Below are 13,922 nucleotides of genomic sequence, written 5' to 3' on the forward strand. Positions count from 1 at the left end.
TGCAACTCTCTGACCACAATACGCAAAAGTCCATCCTGTGGGTGCAGGAAATCATGCCCCAGCAGGTACGCAGAAAGAGCCGCGCCTTGGACGCGCCCTGCGCCGAGGCCGAAGATCGGGGACATATGAGACCGCAACGCTGGAGATGGCGGGTCCTCTCCGCCACTGTCACCACCAGCCTGCTGATGATCGGCTGGCCGGCACTCAACGCCTCGGCGGCCGGCGGCCCGAACATCGCCGCCGACCAGAAGACGGCCGCGAGCAGCGCCGGCAGCGGGAAAGCCGCGGGGAACATCGCCGACGGTGACCAGTCGACGTACTGGGAGGGGGCGAGCAGCGCCCTGCCCCAGTGGGTGCAGAGCGACCTGGGCAAGGTCACCCGCATCGACCAGGTCACCCTGAAGCTTCCCGCCGACTGGAAGAGCCGCCGGCAGACCCTGTCACTTCAGGGCAGCGCCGACGGCACCAGCTTCTCGACGCTGAAGACCTCGGCCGCCTACACGTTCGCACCGGGCGGCTCCAACAAGGTGACGATCGGTTTCCCGGCCACCCAGGCCCGGTTCGTACGGGCGAACATCACCGCGAACACTGTCGCCAAGAACGGCCAGCTCGCCGAGCTGGAGGTCCGCGCGGCGGCCGAGTCGTCGGTGAACCTGGCCGCCGGCCGTACGCTGACGGCCAGCAGCTACACCCAGACGTACACCGCCGCCCAGGCCAACGACGGCAACCCGGCCAGCTACTGGGAGAGCCGCAACGGCGACCTGCCGCAGTGGCTCCAGGCGGATCTGGGGTCCTCGGTACGGGTGGACCGGGTGGTGCTGCGCCTGCCGGACGGCTGGGAGACCCGCAGTCAGACGCTGAAGATCCAGGGCAGTGCCAACGGCTCGGACTTCAGCGACCTGACGCAGTCCAAGGCGTACACCTTCAGCCCGACGGCCGGCGAGTCGGCGACGATCACCTTCGACGCCACGACCACGCGCTACGTGCGCGTCCTCGTCTCCGCCAACTCCGTCCAGCCGGGCGCGCAGGTCTCCGAGCTGGAGATCTACGGCCCCGAGTCCGGTGACACCCAGGCGCCGACCGCGCCGGCGCAACTGGCGTACACCGAACCGGCCACCGGGCAGATCAAGCTGACCTGGAAGGCGTCGACGGACGACACCGCCGTCACCGGCTACGACATCTACGCCGACAACACACTGCTGACCAGTGTGGCCGGCGATGTCACCACGTTCACCGACACCCGTCCGGCCGGTGTCACCGTGTCGTACTACGTGCGGGCCAAGGACGCGGCGGGCAACGTCTCGGCGAACAGCAACACTGTGACCCGTACCGGGGACTCGGGCGACACCCAGGCGCCGACCGCACCGGGCAACCTGAGCTTCACCGAGCCGTCCGCCGGGCAGATCAAGCTGGTCTGGCAGGCCTCCACCGACAACAAGGGCGTCACCGGGTACGACATCTACGCCAACAACGTGCTGCGCAAGAGCGTGGCGGGCGATGTCACCACCTACACCGACACCCAGTCCGCCGCCACCACGGTCTCCTACACCGTCCGCGCCAAGGATGCGGCGGGCAATGTGTCGGGTGACAGCAACACCGTCACCCGCAACGGCAGCACGAGCGCGGCGTCCAACCTCGCGATCGGCAAGCCCATCACCGCCTCGTCCGTGGTCCACACGTTTGTCGCGGAGAACGCCAACGACAACAGCCTGACCACCTACTGGGAGGGCGCCGGGGGCAGCTACCCGAACACCCTGACGGTCAAGCTGGGCGCCAACGCCGAAACCGACAGCGTCGTCGTCAAGCTCAACTCGGACAGCAGCTGGGGGGCCAGGACCCAGAACATCCAGGTGCTCGGCCGTGAGCAGAGCGCCTCGGCCTTCACCAGTCTGGTCGCGGCCAAGGACTACGCGTTCAGCCCGGCCGGCGGCAACGCGGTGACCATTCCGGTCAGCGGCCGGGTCGCCGACGTCCAGCTCAAGTTCAACTCCAACACCGGCTCCAGCGCCGGTCAGGTCGCGGAGTTCCAGGTCCTGGGCGCTCCGGCACCCAACCCGAACCTCCAGGTCAGCTCGGTGACCGCGGCTCCCGCCGCGCCCGTCGAGTCGGACCCGATCACGCTGACCGCGACGGTGCGCAACAGTGGTTCGGTCGCGGCGCCGGCGAGCAAGCTCGAATTCCGGCTCGGCGGTTCGAAGGTCGCCACCGCGTCCGTGGGCGCGCTGGCCGCAGGGGCCTCCACCCAGGTCAGTGCGGAGATCGGGCCGCGTGACGCGGGCAGCTACGAACTCAGTGCCGTCGCCGACCCGGCGAACGAGGTCATCGAGCAGAACGAGACCGACAACACCTACACCAGCGCGACCGCCCTGGTCGTCAAGCCGGTCGCCAGCTCGGACCTGGTGGCGACAGGGGTCAGCACCTCCCCGTCGGCCCCGTCCAACGGGCAGAACGTCACCTTCTCCGTTGCCGTCAAGAACCAGGGCACGGTGGCGTCCGCGGCGGGCGGCCACGCCATCACGCTGACCCTGCTGGACTCCAAGGGCGCCACGGTGAAGACCCTCACCGGGACCTACACCGGGGCCATCGCCGCGGGCGCCACCGGCGCCCCAGTGAACCTGGGCAGCTGGACGGCGGCCAACGGCTCGTACACCGTGAGGACGGTGATCGCGGACGACGCCAACGAACTCCCGGTGAAGCGCGAGAACAACACCTCCACCAGCTCGCTCTTCGTCGGCCGCGGCGCCGACATGCCGTACGACATGTACGAGGCCGAGGACGGCGTCACCGGCGGCGGCGCCCAGGTCGTCGGTCCGAACCGGACTGTCGGCGACATCGCCGGCGAGGCTTCCGGCCGCAAGGCCGTGACCCTCAACAGCACCGGCAACTACGTGGAGTTCACCACCAGGGCGAGCACCAACACCCTGGTGACCCGGTTCTCCATCCCCGACTCCGCGGGTGGCGGAGGCATCGATTCCACGCTGAACCTCTACGTGGACGGCACCTTCCTCAAGGCGGTCGACCTCACCTCGAAGTACGCCTGGCTGTACGGCGCCGAGACCGGACCCGGAAACTCCCCGGGCTCGGGTTCGCCGCGGCACATCTACGACGAGGCGAACGTGATGCTGGGCAAGACCGTTCCGGCGGGCAGCAAGATCCGGCTGCAGAAGGACACCGCGAACACCTCCACCTACGCGATCGACTTCGTCAGCCTGGAGCAGGCCGCCCAGATCGCCAACCCGGACCCGGCCGCCTACGCCGTGCCCGCAGGCTTCACCCACCAGGACGTCCAGAACGCCCTGGACAAGGTGCGGATGGACACCACGGGCAAGCTGGTCGGCGTCTACCTGCCGGCCGGTGACTACGACACCGCGAGCAAGTTCCAGGTCTACGGAAAGGCCGTGAAGGTCGTCGGCGCCGGTCCCTGGTACACCAGGTTCCACGCACCCGCGTCCCAGGAGAACACCGACAACGGGTTCCGTGCCGAGGCCAGTGCGAAGGGATCGTCGTTCGCGAACTTCGCGTACTTCGGGAACTACACCTCACGCATCGACGGCCCCGGCAAGGTGTTCGACTTCTCCAACGTCTCGGACATCACCATCGACAACGTCTGGAACGAGCACACGGTGTGCCTCTACTGGGGAGCGAACACCGACAACATCACCATCAAGAACTCCCGCATCCGTGACACGTTCGCCGACGGCATCAACATGACCAACGGCTCGACGGACAACCACGTCGTCAACAACGAGTCCCGGGCCACGGGCGACGACAGCTTCGCCCTGTTCTCGGCGATCGACTCCGGTGGCTCGGACATGAAGAACAACGTGTACGAGAACCTCACCTCGATCCTGACGTGGCGCGCGGCGGGTGTCGCCGTCTACGGCGGCTACGACAACACCTTCCGCAACATCCTGATTGCGGACACCCTGGTCTACTCGGGCATCACGGTGAGCTCGCTGGACTTCGGCTACCCGATGAACGGATTCGGGACCGAACCGACGACGATCGAGAACGTGTCGGTCATCCGCTCGGGCGGCCACTTCTGGGGGACGCAGACTTTCCCCGGGATCTGGCTGTTCTCCGCCTCCAAGGTGTTCCAGGGCATCCGGATCAACAACGTCGACATCGTCGACCCGACGTACAGCGGCATCATGTTCCAGACCAACTACGTGGGAGGACAGCCGCAGTTCCCGATCAAGGACACCGTACTGACCGACATCTCGATCTCCGGCGCCCGCAAGAGCGGGGACGCCCTGGACGCCAAGTCCGGCTTCGGGCTGTGGGCCAACGAGATGCCGGAGGCCGGCCAGGGGCCCGCCGTCGGTGAGGTCACCTTCAACGGCCTGAAGCTCAGCGGCAACGCGCAGGACGTGAAGAACACGACCTCCACCATGAAGATCAACATCAACCCGTAGCGGCCCTTGCGCACAGGGACGCCGTCCGGTCTGCCGGACGGCGTCCTGGGGTGCGCAAATTCCTTGCGCCGGCACGTGCGAAGTTTGCAGGAACGGAACTGCCGACCGGTGACGAACCATGCGGAACCACCCCTGGCGTGCTGTCTCGGCTCTCTGGAGCCGAGCGGCACGCCTCTGTCGTGCATCACACAGGGCATGCAACGCACTGTCAAACTTTTACGAAAACTGCGCGAGATATTGCGTTCACATGTTGGCGCTGGTTGAGTGTGCCTCGCCCCGGCAGAGAGCCGGCCGAGGGCCTTCCATGCTCATGCCCGAAGGGGACCATCGATGAGAAGTGCTGGGTTCAGCCGCACACGCCGTACAAGCCGTGCCTCAGCGGCCGCCCTCGTCACCGCACTCGCCCTGACCGCTCTCGCCTCCTGCGGCACGAGCAGCAGCAGCGACAACGGTGACAAGGACAGTGGATCCAAGGGTTCGTCCGACCCGTCGGCCCCGCTCGATCCGAAGGCGAAGGTGACGATCTCGATCGACTGCATGCCGCCGGCGGCCAAGGCCGCGGAGCTGCGTGAGTGGAACGAGGACATCAAGACGTTCAACAAGACCTACCCGAACGTCACGATCAACGGAAAGTCCACTCCCGGGCAGTGCCTGGAGCCTCCCCGCTTCACGGCCATGCTGAAGGGGAAGTCGCAGCCGGACGTCTTCTACGCGTACTTCACCGACCTTCAGCAGGTGCTGGACAACGACGGGGCCACGGACATCTCCGCCTACGTCAACGACAAGTCGGTGCCCGCGCTCAAGGAGATCCAGCCCCAGGTCATCGATGTGGCCCGCAAGGACGGCAAGCTCTACGCCCTGCCGACCAGCAACTACACCATGGGCCTGATGATCAACCGGAAGCTGTTCACGCAGGCCGGTCTCGACCCGAACACCCCGCCCGCCACCTGGGACGAGGTCCGCACCGCGGCGAAGAAGATCGCGGCTCTGGGCAAGGGCATCGCCGGCTTCGGCGAGTACAGCGCCGGCAACAACGGCGGCTGGCACTTCGCCGCCACCCAGTACGGCCTCGGCGGGGACGTCGTGGACGCCTCGGGCAAGAAGGCGGCCTTCAACGACGCCGCCGGCAAGCAGGTCCTCCAGCAGCTGCACGACATGCGCTGGGAGGACGACAGCATGGGCAAGACCCAGCTGCTGAAGTGGGGCGATCTGCAGAAGCAGATATCCACCGACAAGCTCGGCATGTTCCTCGCCGCCCCCGACGACATCGCGTACATGGTGCAGCAGCTCGGCGCCGAGTACGAGACCTTCGGCCTGGGCCCGATCCCCGGCGCCAAGGGCACCCTCTTCGGCGGCAACAACTACATGATCAAGAAGGGCAGCTCGCCCGACCAGATCAAGGCCGCTGTCGCCTGGCTGAACTTCAAGAACCTCACCCCGGGCAAGGGCCAGTTCGACTGGGCCCGCACCAAGGCGGACAAGCTGCCCGTCGGGCTGCCGCAGCCGAACTTCTTCCTGGGTGACAGCAAGGCCAAGGACGACGCGTCGCGCACCACCAACGCGTCGATGCCCATCGAGAACTTCAAGGCCTTCATGGACAATCCCGTCCAGGGCAAGGCCGAGCCGCCGAAGGCGCAGGAGATCTACAAGATCCTCGACAACGCCATGTCCGGTGTCCTGACCAACAAGGGCGCCGACATCGACAAGCTGCTCTCCACCGCCGAGCAGCAGGTCAACCAGGTTCTGGCGAACCAGTAACGGACGCGCGGGGCCGGGTCACGCGGACCCGGCCCCGCATCCGGACCCGTCCGACTGCGCTTCAGTTCACCGGCACCGAGGAGACACCATGTCGGCCCCTACTCTGTCCAGCGGCAAGGCGACCAGGCCACACCACGGACACGCAGGACCCACCCGCCCGAACTCCGCCCGCGACGAGTTCCTGCGTGTCCTGCGCCGCAATATCTCAGCGCACGGCTTCCTGATCGGAGCGGTGCTCTGCTTCTCGTTCTTCTCCTGGTATCCGATGGTCCGGGAATTCATCCTGGCCTTCCAGAAGACCGAGAACGGCAAGACCACCTGGGCCGGCTGGTCCAACCTGTCCTACGTCGTCAACGACCCGGCGTTCTGGCAGGCCTGGCGCAACACCCTGCTGTTCACGGTGCTCGCGCTGGTGTTCGGCTTCGCCGTCCCGTTCGTCGTCGCCGTGGTGCTCAACGAGTTCCGGCACGGACAGGGATATCTGAGACTGCTGGTCTACCTCCCGGTGATGCTGCCGCCGGTCGCCTCCGTACTTCTCTTCAAGTACTTCTACGACCCCGGCTACGGACTCTTCAACCGCATCCTGGAAATCTTCCATCTGCCCGCACAGCAATGGCTCCAGGACACCGACACCGCCATGCTCTCGGTCGTCATCGCGGCGACCTGGATGAACATGGGCGGCGCGACGCTGATCTACCTGGCCGCGCTCCAGGGGATTCCCGGTGAGCTGTACGAGGCGGCGGAACTGGACGGCGCCGGACTGCTGCGCAAGGTCTGGCACGTCACCATCCCGCAGACCCGGCTCATCCTCTCGCTGCTCCTGCTGATGCAGATCATCGCGACGATGCAGGTCTTCACCGAGCCCTTCCTGCTCACCAACGGCGCGGGCCCCGAGGGCTCCACCACCACCGTCGTCTACCTCATCTACCAATACGCCTTCAACTTCAACAACTACGGCAGCGCGGCGGCACTCGGCCTCGTCCTGCTTGTCGTCCTCGCGGGAGTCTCCGCGGTGTACGTACGACTGAGCCGCAGCAGCGAAGACTAGGACGGGAGCACGACCATGGCATCGAACACGCTTGTCTCCCGGCGCGGGAGCGATGTACGCAAGGCCGCACGGCGCAGGGACCGGCGCCCCGCCGACGTCGCGCGCCAGCGCACCCTGATCTCGCCGGCCCAGCTCGGCAGGGGGCGCGGCAAGGCCGTCTACTGGATCATCTTCGCCGCGGTGATCCTCCTGTTCACGATGGTCTTCCTCGGACCGCTGTACTGGATGGTCACCGGCGGCCTCAAGACCACGCAGGAAGTGGTGCAGAGCCCGCCCACGGCGTTCCCCAGCTCGATCCACACGGAGAACTACAGCCGGGCCTGGTCCGTGATGGACCTGTCCAAGCTGCTCTTCAACACCCTGTACTACGCCTTCGGCGCGCTCGCCTTCCAGCTGATCTTCGACGTCGCCGCCGCCTACTCGCTGTCCAAGCTGCGGCCGGTGTTCGGCAAGGTCATCCTCGGCATGATGCTGGCCACCCTGATGATCCCGGCCACCGTCCTGGTCGTACCCCAGTACCTGACCGTCCTGGACGTGCCGATCTTCCAGCGCAACCTGCTGAACTCGCCGTGGGTGATCTGGCTCCCGTCCGTCACCAACGCCTTCAACATCTTCCTGCTGAAGCGGTTCTTCGACTCCATCCCGAGAGAACTCCTGGACGCCGCCGCCATCGACGGAGCATCCCCCCTGCGCACCCTGCGCTCGGTGGTCCTGCCGATCTCCCGGCCGATCCTCGGCGTCGTCTCCATCTTCGCCGTCGTCGGGGTGTGGAAGGACTTCCTCTGGCCCATGCTCACCCTGCCCGACCCGAGCAAGCAGACCCTGAACGTGGGCATCTACTCGCTGGCCAACGGAGTCCCGGAGAACGTGCTCATCGCCGCGCTCACCATCGCGTCCATCCCGACGCTGCTCATCTTCCTGATCTTCCAGCGCAACATCATGAGCGGTCTGACCGCGGGCGGCCTCAAGGGCTGAGCGGTCCTCAGGACCGAGCCCGCCCCCGCCCGGGGACACCCCGCACAGCCGCCCTCCCCTCAGCACTCCGCCGCCGGCTCGACCGTCCTGCCCCGCATGCGGGCCGGCGGCGGAGTACCACCTGCCCGAAAGGAACGTCACGTGGCAGCCAACCGTCCGTCCGAGGCCACCGCGAACTGGTGGCGCGACGCCGCCATCTACCAGATCTATGTACGCAGCTTCGCCGATGGCGACGGCGACGGCACCGGCGACCTCGCGGGGGTACGGGCCAGGCTGCCCTACCTCGTCGAACTCGGCGTGGACGCACTCTGGTTCACTCCCTGGTACCTCTCCCCGCTCGCCGACGGCGGCTACGACGTGGCCGACTACCGCACCATCGACCCCGCGTTCGGCACCCTGGCCGAGGCGGAGAAACTGATCGCAGAAGCCCGCGAACTCGGCATCCGCACCATCATCGACATCGTGCCCAACCACGTCTCCGACCAGCACGCCTGGTTCCGGGCAGCCCTCGAAGCCGGTTCCGGCAGCCCCGAACGCGACCTCTTCCACTTCCGCAAGGGGCGCGGCCCGGACGGGGCGACACCGCCCAACGACTGGGTCTCCGAATTCGGCGGCACCCCCTGGACCAGGCTGGACGACGGCGAGTGGTACCTCCACCTCTTCGCCACCCAGCAGCCCGACCTCAACTGGGCGCACCCGGCGGTCCGCCAGGAACACGAGGAGGTGCTGCGCTTCTGGTTCGAACGCGGCGTCTCGGGCGTACGGATCGATTCCGCGGCCCTGCTCGCCAAGGACCCCGCACTGCCCGACTTCGTCGAGGGCAGCGACCCGCACCCCTTCATCGACCGCGACGAACTGCACGCCGTCTACCGCTCCTGGCGCGCCATCGCCGACGCGTACGGCGGCGTCTTCGTCGGCGAGGTCTGGCTCCCCGACACCGAACGGTTCGCCCGCTACCTGCGCCCCGACGAACTGCACACCGCTTTCAACTTCAACTTCCTGGCCTGCCCCTGGGACGCCGGACTGCTGCGGACCGCCATCGAGGACACGCTCGCCGAGCACGCCCCGGTCGGCGCACCCGCCACCTGGGTCCTGTGCAACCACGACGTCACCCGCACCGTCACCCGCTACGGCCGCGCCGAGACCGGCTTCGACTTCGACGCGAAGACCTTCGGCACGCCCACGGACCTGGCCCTCGGCACCCGCCGCGCCCGCGCCGCCGCCCTGCTCTCGCTGGCCCTGCCGGGCGCGGCCTACCTCTACCAGGGCGAGGAACTCGGCCTCCCCGAGGTGGACATCCCGCTGGACCGCATCCAGGACCCGATGCACTTCCGCAAGGGCGGCACCGACCCCGGACGCGACGGCTGCCGGGTACCACTGCCCTGGTCGGCGCAGGGACCGTACGCCGGGTTCGGCGCCACCGCCGAACCCTGGCTCCCACAGCCGGCCGACTGGTCCTCGTACGCCGCCGACCTGCAGAGCGACGATCCGGAATCGATGCTCAGCCTGTACCGCGAGGCGCTGCGGCTGCGCCGCGGCGAACCGGGGTTCGGGACGGAGGGGGAGCCCGGGATACGCCGGCTGACCTGGCTGGACGCGGCGCCCGGCGTGCTCTCCTTCGCCCGGACCGACGGGCTCGTCTGCGTGGTCAACCTGGCCGCCGAGGCGGCCGAGCTGCCCCGCCACACCGAGGTGCTGCTGGCCAGCGGCCCGCTCGACGGGGCGGGCAGGCTCCCGCAGGACACCGCGGTGTGGCTGCGGGCCTGACCCCCGGACACCGGACGCACCTGCCCATGGGCCCGGCGGGGCCCAAGGGCAGGTTCGCGGGGGAACGAGGGCTGCGGCACAGTAGGGCATATGGACGCTCCCATTGATCTGAATGCCCTCGCCGACGAGCACCTGGCCGCAGCCCGCACTTCCCCGCACGGCCGCAGCGCCCACCTCCTGCTGCACGAGGATCCGCTGCGGCAGACCGTCATCGCGCTGACCTCGGGATCCGCGCTCGACGAGCACAACGCCCCGCCCGCCGCCTCCCTCCAGGTGCTGCTCGGCACGGTCCGGCTCACGGCCGCCTCCGGCGATGTGGAACTGGCACCCGGACGGCTGCACCCCATCCCGCAGGAGCGGCACGGACTGCTCGCGCTGGAGGACGCCGTGGTGCTGCTGACGGCGGTCAACGACTGACAGTCGCGGTCAGCCGCCGGGCAGTGCCCGGCGGCTGCGCCGCAGGAAATCCCGCTCGGCCGTGTTCCGCGTGCGGTCCGCCGCCGCTTCGTAGGCGGACGCCGCCTCGCGGGTGCGGCCCAGCCTGCGCAGCAGATCGGCCCGCACGGCATGGAACACGTGGTAGTCCGCCAGCTCCAGCTGGTCGACCAGTGCCAGCGCCGCTTCCGGGCCGTCCACCTCCGCCACGGCCACCGCACGGTTCAGCGCCACCACCGGGGTCGGACCGACCGCGAGCAACTGATCGTAGAGCCGCAGGATCTGCCCCCAGTCGGTGGCGGACGCGGTCGCCGCGTCGCTGTGCACGGCGTTGACCGCTGCCTGGATCTGGTACGGACCCGGCCGGCCCAGCCGCAGGCACTGCCGCACCAGCGACTGCCCCTCGGCGATCAGCGCCCGGTCCCACAGCTCGCGCCGCTGCTCACCCAGCGGCACCAGCTCGCCGTCCGGTCCCGAGCGCGCGGGGCGCCGCGACTCGGTGAGCAGCATGAGCGCGAGGAGCCCCACCGCCTCCGGTTCGCCGGGCATCAGCGCGGTCAGCAGCCGGCCCAGGCGAATCGCCTCCGCACAGAGATCCTCGCGCACCAGCCGGTCGCCCGAACTCGCCGCGTACCCCTCGTTGAAGACGAGGTACACCACGGCGAGCACCGAGCGGAGCCGCTCGGGCAGATCGGCGTCGGAGGGCACCCGGTAGGGGATCCGCGCGTCACGGATCTTGGCCTTCGCGCGCACCAGCCGCTGCGCCATGGTCGGCTCCGGCAACAGGAACGCGTGTGCCAGCTCCGCGGTGGTCAGGCCGCCGAGCAGCCGCAGGGTCAGGGCGATCTGCGCGGCGGTGGAGAGCGAGGGGTGGCAGCAGGTGAATATCAGGCGGAGCCGGTCGTCGCGCACGGGACCCTCCTCGGCCGGTTCGCTCCCGGTACGCAGCAGCGCGGCCTGCGCGTGCCGGCCGGCGCGGGAGGCCTCCCGGCGCACCCGGTCGACGGCCCGGTTGCGCGCGGTGGTGATGATCCAGCCGGCCGGTGCGGGCGGCGGCCCGGTCACCGGCCACCGGTCGAGCGCGGTGGTGAACGCCTCCTGGACCGCTTCCTCGGCGATGTCGATGTCACCGAACGAGCCGACGAGCACGGCGACGCACCGGCCGTACTCGGCACGGAAGAGACGCTCGATCTCCCGGACCGGCGGGGCCGGCTCGTCCGGTCCGCCGCTCGGGGCCGACCGGCCCGGCGAGCCCGGCATCAGGCCTCCACTTCACCCTCGAACGGGCGGACCTCGATGGGGAGCCCGATCGCCAGCGCGGCCTTGCGGCCCCAGTCGAGTCCGGCGTCCAGATCGGGGGCCTTGATGATGCTGAGTCCGCCGAGATACTCCTTCCCCTCGATGTACGGTCCGTCGGTGAGCACCGTGCCGCCGTCCTTCGCCCGCACGACGGTGGCCGTGCTCGGCGCACTCAGACCGCCGTCGAAGACCCAGGCCCCGGCCTGCTGGAGCTCCCGGTGGAACCCCTCGACGTTCCGCATGATCCGTTCCATCTCCGCGGGCGCGGGCGGCACGCCGTCGGTCGGTGTGACGACGCTGAGCAGGTAGTGCTTCATGGTGTGCCTCCTCGGGTACGACGCCGGTGACGTACCGGCCTCTCACCCTCTATACGAACGGCTGCCGCCCGGATCGACACGGAACACGGCCGTGTTCGACGATTTTCTCTCCCGAACCTTTTGGGAGCGCCCCAGAACGGCAGGATGAGGCGATGACCCTGCGCACCGGACCCCGCGCCTACCACCCGGACGACCGTGCGGCCCTTGCCGACATCTGTGTCCGCACGGCGGACAACGGCGGCGACTCCCGGCACCTGTACCCGGACCCGGAGCTGATTCCGTCGATATTCGCCGCACCGTACGCCCACCTCGAACCCGATCTGGCCTTCGTGATCGACGACGGCACGGGCCGGGCGGTCGGATACATCCTCGGGACGGCGGACACCCCGCGGTTCGTGACGGAGTTCCGCGAGCGCTGGCTGCCCCTGGTCGAGGGCCGCTACCCGCGGCCGGAGGGCCCGCCGCGCGGGCCCGGGGACGAGATGACCGCGCTCCTGCACAACCCCGAGCGGATGGACCTGCCCGAACTGGCCGGCCATCCGGCCCACTTGCACATCGACCTGCTCCCCGAGTGGCAGCGCAGGGGGTACGGGAGAGAGCTGATGCGTGTGTTCCTGGCGGCCCTGCGCGCCAAGGGGGTCCAGGGGGTGCATCTGTCCATGCTCACCGCCAACACCCCCGCCAGGGCCTTCTACGACCGGCTCGGCTTCACCGGGATCCCGGTACCGGACCCCGGGCCCGTCAGCTATCTGGTGCGCGGCACCGAGGCGGACCTGTAGAACGACGCCGTGCCGGGGGTGCCACGCCGGATCGCTGGGCAGGTACAGGTGTACGACCCGAACCGGGGCGAAGCGGCCGGTGGCGAGAGGCGTGTGACGTGAGCGAGCAGACCGTATGGCAGTTCTCCGACGACCGCGGACAGTTGTCGTCCGCCGAGCGGCGCCCGACGCGGGTGCTCGCGTACGTCCAGGCCGGAGCGACGTTATGGGACCACGGGATACGGCCGGCCGCGATATTCGGCTCCGGCCATGACGACCCGGCCGTGCCCGACACCGCGAAGACCGGATCGCTGCCCCTGACCGAGGTGGCCTACGCCGGCGCGGGCGCCACGCTGGACGTGGAGACACTGCTGAGCGGCGAGCCCGACCTCGTGGTGGCCGTCAGCTACGGCGGCGGTCAGGTCTACGGCCTCGCCCCGGAGACGGCCAAGCACCTGGAGGAGCACGTCCCGGTCGTCGTCATCGACGTGGGCCAGGCACGCACCCTCGCGGAGACCGGCGACCGCTTCGCCCGGCTGGCCCGCTCGCTGGGCGCCGAGGAGCCCCCGGCGGCCGGGCGGGAACTGGACGCCGCCCGGGACCGGCTGCGCACGTTCGCCGCGGGACCGGACCGCACCAGGGTCCTCGCCCTGTCCCCGGCCGGACAACAGCAGGCACACCTGGCCCGCCCCCGCATGTGGCCCGAACTGCGGGTGCTGGCAGAGCTCGGCATCGACCTGGTGGAACCGGCCGAGGGCCCCGGCGCGAACTGGTCCACGGTCGGCTGGGCGCAGGCCGGCGCGCTGCGCCCCGCCGTCGTGCTCGCCGACATCCGGGTCAACGCCACCCCCCTCGACGAGCTCCGGACGAACGAGGCGTGGGCGGCGATCGCACGCACCGCCAGGGTGGTGCCCTGGAACCCGGAGCCGGTGTGCAGCGCGCGGGCCCACGCCCGGTTCCTGGCCCTGGTGGCCGACGCGCTGGAGGCCTAGGGCGTGTTTCGAAAGGCCCGCCTGCCCGGCGGCGTCTGGCACGCACGCTCGCCGCGTTGTCGGGGTCGCCCCGATACAACCAGTATCGGGGGCGAAGCCGGCGGGCAGCACCGCGGCAGCCACCGTGCCGCCTCCTCGTACCGGTCCGTGTCGGTCAG

At 69.1% G+C, this 13,922-nt stretch carries 10 protein-coding genes; 8 read left to right on the top strand and 2 right to left on the bottom strand.

What is annotated here, in order from left to right; translation table 11 throughout:
* Positions 1-125: 125 nt before the first annotated feature.
* The 6 genes from AB0I52_RS16745 to AB0I52_RS16770 all read left to right on the top strand — a co-directional run bounded on the left by AB0I52_RS16745 (position 126) and on the right by AB0I52_RS16770 (position 10,380).
* Positions 126-4,415 carry a discoidin domain-containing protein gene (locus tag AB0I52_RS16745; protein ID WP_363073153.1) on the top strand — a complete coding sequence of 1,430 codons (4,290 nt, stop codon included), beginning with the start codon at positions 126-128 and terminating at the stop codon, positions 4,413-4,415.
* Positions 4,416-4,745: 330 nt separating this feature from the next.
* Complete coding sequence (locus AB0I52_RS16750) at positions 4,746-6,173, top strand: extracellular solute-binding protein (RefSeq protein WP_363073155.1); 1,428 nt, start codon at positions 4,746-4,748, stop codon at positions 6,171-6,173.
* A gap of 88 nt (positions 6,174-6,261) precedes the next feature.
* Positions 6,262-7,221: a sugar ABC transporter permease gene (locus AB0I52_RS16755; RefSeq protein WP_363021717.1), complete on the top strand. Its 960-nt coding sequence runs from the start codon at positions 6,262-6,264 to the stop codon at positions 7,219-7,221.
* A 15-nt stretch (positions 7,222-7,236) separates the two neighbouring features.
* Positions 7,237-8,196: a carbohydrate ABC transporter permease gene (locus tag AB0I52_RS16760; protein ID WP_363073157.1), complete on the top strand. Its 960-nt coding sequence runs from the start codon at positions 7,237-7,239 to the stop codon at positions 8,194-8,196.
* Positions 8,197-8,337: 141 nt separating this feature from the next.
* Positions 8,338-9,963, top strand: a complete 1,626-nt coding sequence (locus AB0I52_RS16765) for a glycoside hydrolase family 13 protein (RefSeq protein WP_363073159.1) — start codon at positions 8,338-8,340, stop codon at positions 9,961-9,963.
* Positions 9,964-10,053: 90 nt separating this feature from the next.
* Positions 10,054-10,380 carry a cupin gene (locus tag AB0I52_RS16770; RefSeq protein ID WP_363073161.1) on the top strand — a complete coding sequence of 109 codons (327 nt, stop codon included), beginning with the start codon at positions 10,054-10,056 and terminating at the stop codon, positions 10,378-10,380.
* Between the two features lie 9 nt (positions 10,381-10,389).
* Here the strand turns inward: AB0I52_RS16770 and AB0I52_RS16775 are convergent, their stop codons facing one another.
* Together AB0I52_RS16775 and AB0I52_RS16780 are read right to left on the bottom strand one after the other, a co-directional pair.
* Positions 10,390-11,658, bottom strand: coding sequence for an RNA polymerase sigma factor (locus AB0I52_RS16775; protein ID WP_363073163.1), 1,269 nt, complete (start codon positions 11,656-11,658; stop codon positions 10,390-10,392).
* The gene (locus AB0I52_RS16780; protein ID WP_363073165.1) at positions 11,658-12,014 is read right to left on the bottom strand and encodes a YciI family protein; all 357 of its coding nucleotides are present in this window, start codon (positions 12,012-12,014) and stop codon (positions 11,658-11,660) included. The genes AB0I52_RS16775 and AB0I52_RS16780 overlap by 1 nt, the downstream gene beginning before the upstream one ends.
* 152 nt (positions 12,015-12,166) lie before the next feature.
* On the opposite strand from AB0I52_RS16780, the gene AB0I52_RS16785 reads away from it, so the two are divergent.
* Both AB0I52_RS16785 and AB0I52_RS16790 read left to right on the top strand, forming a co-directional pair.
* Positions 12,167-12,793 (top strand): GNAT family N-acetyltransferase, encoded by a 627-nt coding sequence (locus AB0I52_RS16785; protein WP_363073167.1) that lies wholly within the window; start codon positions 12,167-12,169, stop codon positions 12,791-12,793.
* A gap of 98 nt (positions 12,794-12,891) precedes the next feature.
* The gene (locus tag AB0I52_RS16790) at positions 12,892-13,764 is read left to right on the top strand and encodes an ABC transporter substrate-binding protein (RefSeq protein ID WP_363073169.1); all 873 of its coding nucleotides are present in this window, start codon (positions 12,892-12,894) and stop codon (positions 13,762-13,764) included.
* Positions 13,765-13,922: the final 158 nt, after the last annotated feature.

It is taken from the genome of Streptomyces sp. NPDC050423 (assembly GCF_040655445.1).
GTDB lineage: Bacteria > Actinomycetota > Actinomycetes > Streptomycetales > Streptomycetaceae > Streptomyces.

Coding starts and splice junctions, on each gene's coding strand:
- AB0I52_RS16745 (WP_363073153.1), top strand. CDS start 126: ATGAGACCGCAACGCTGGAGATGGCGGGTCCTCTCCGCCACTGTCACC.
- AB0I52_RS16750 (WP_363073155.1), top strand. CDS start 4,746: ATGAGAAGTGCTGGGTTCAGCCGCACACGCCGTACAAGCCGTGCCTCA.
- AB0I52_RS16755 (WP_363021717.1), top strand. CDS start 6,262: ATGTCGGCCCCTACTCTGTCCAGCGGCAAGGCGACCAGGCCACACCAC.
- AB0I52_RS16760 (WP_363073157.1), top strand. CDS start 7,237: ATGGCATCGAACACGCTTGTCTCCCGGCGCGGGAGCGATGTACGCAAG.
- AB0I52_RS16770 (WP_363073161.1), top strand. CDS start 10,054: ATGGACGCTCCCATTGATCTGAATGCCCTCGCCGACGAGCACCTGGCC.
- AB0I52_RS16775 (WP_363073163.1), bottom strand. CDS start 11,658: ATGCCGGGCTCGCCGGGCCGGTCGGCCCCGAGCGGCGGACCGGACGAG.
- AB0I52_RS16780 (WP_363073165.1), bottom strand. CDS start 12,014: ATGAAGCACTACCTGCTCAGCGTCGTCACACCGACCGACGGCGTGCCG.
- AB0I52_RS16785 (WP_363073167.1), top strand. CDS start 12,167: ATGACCCTGCGCACCGGACCCCGCGCCTACCACCCGGACGACCGTGCG.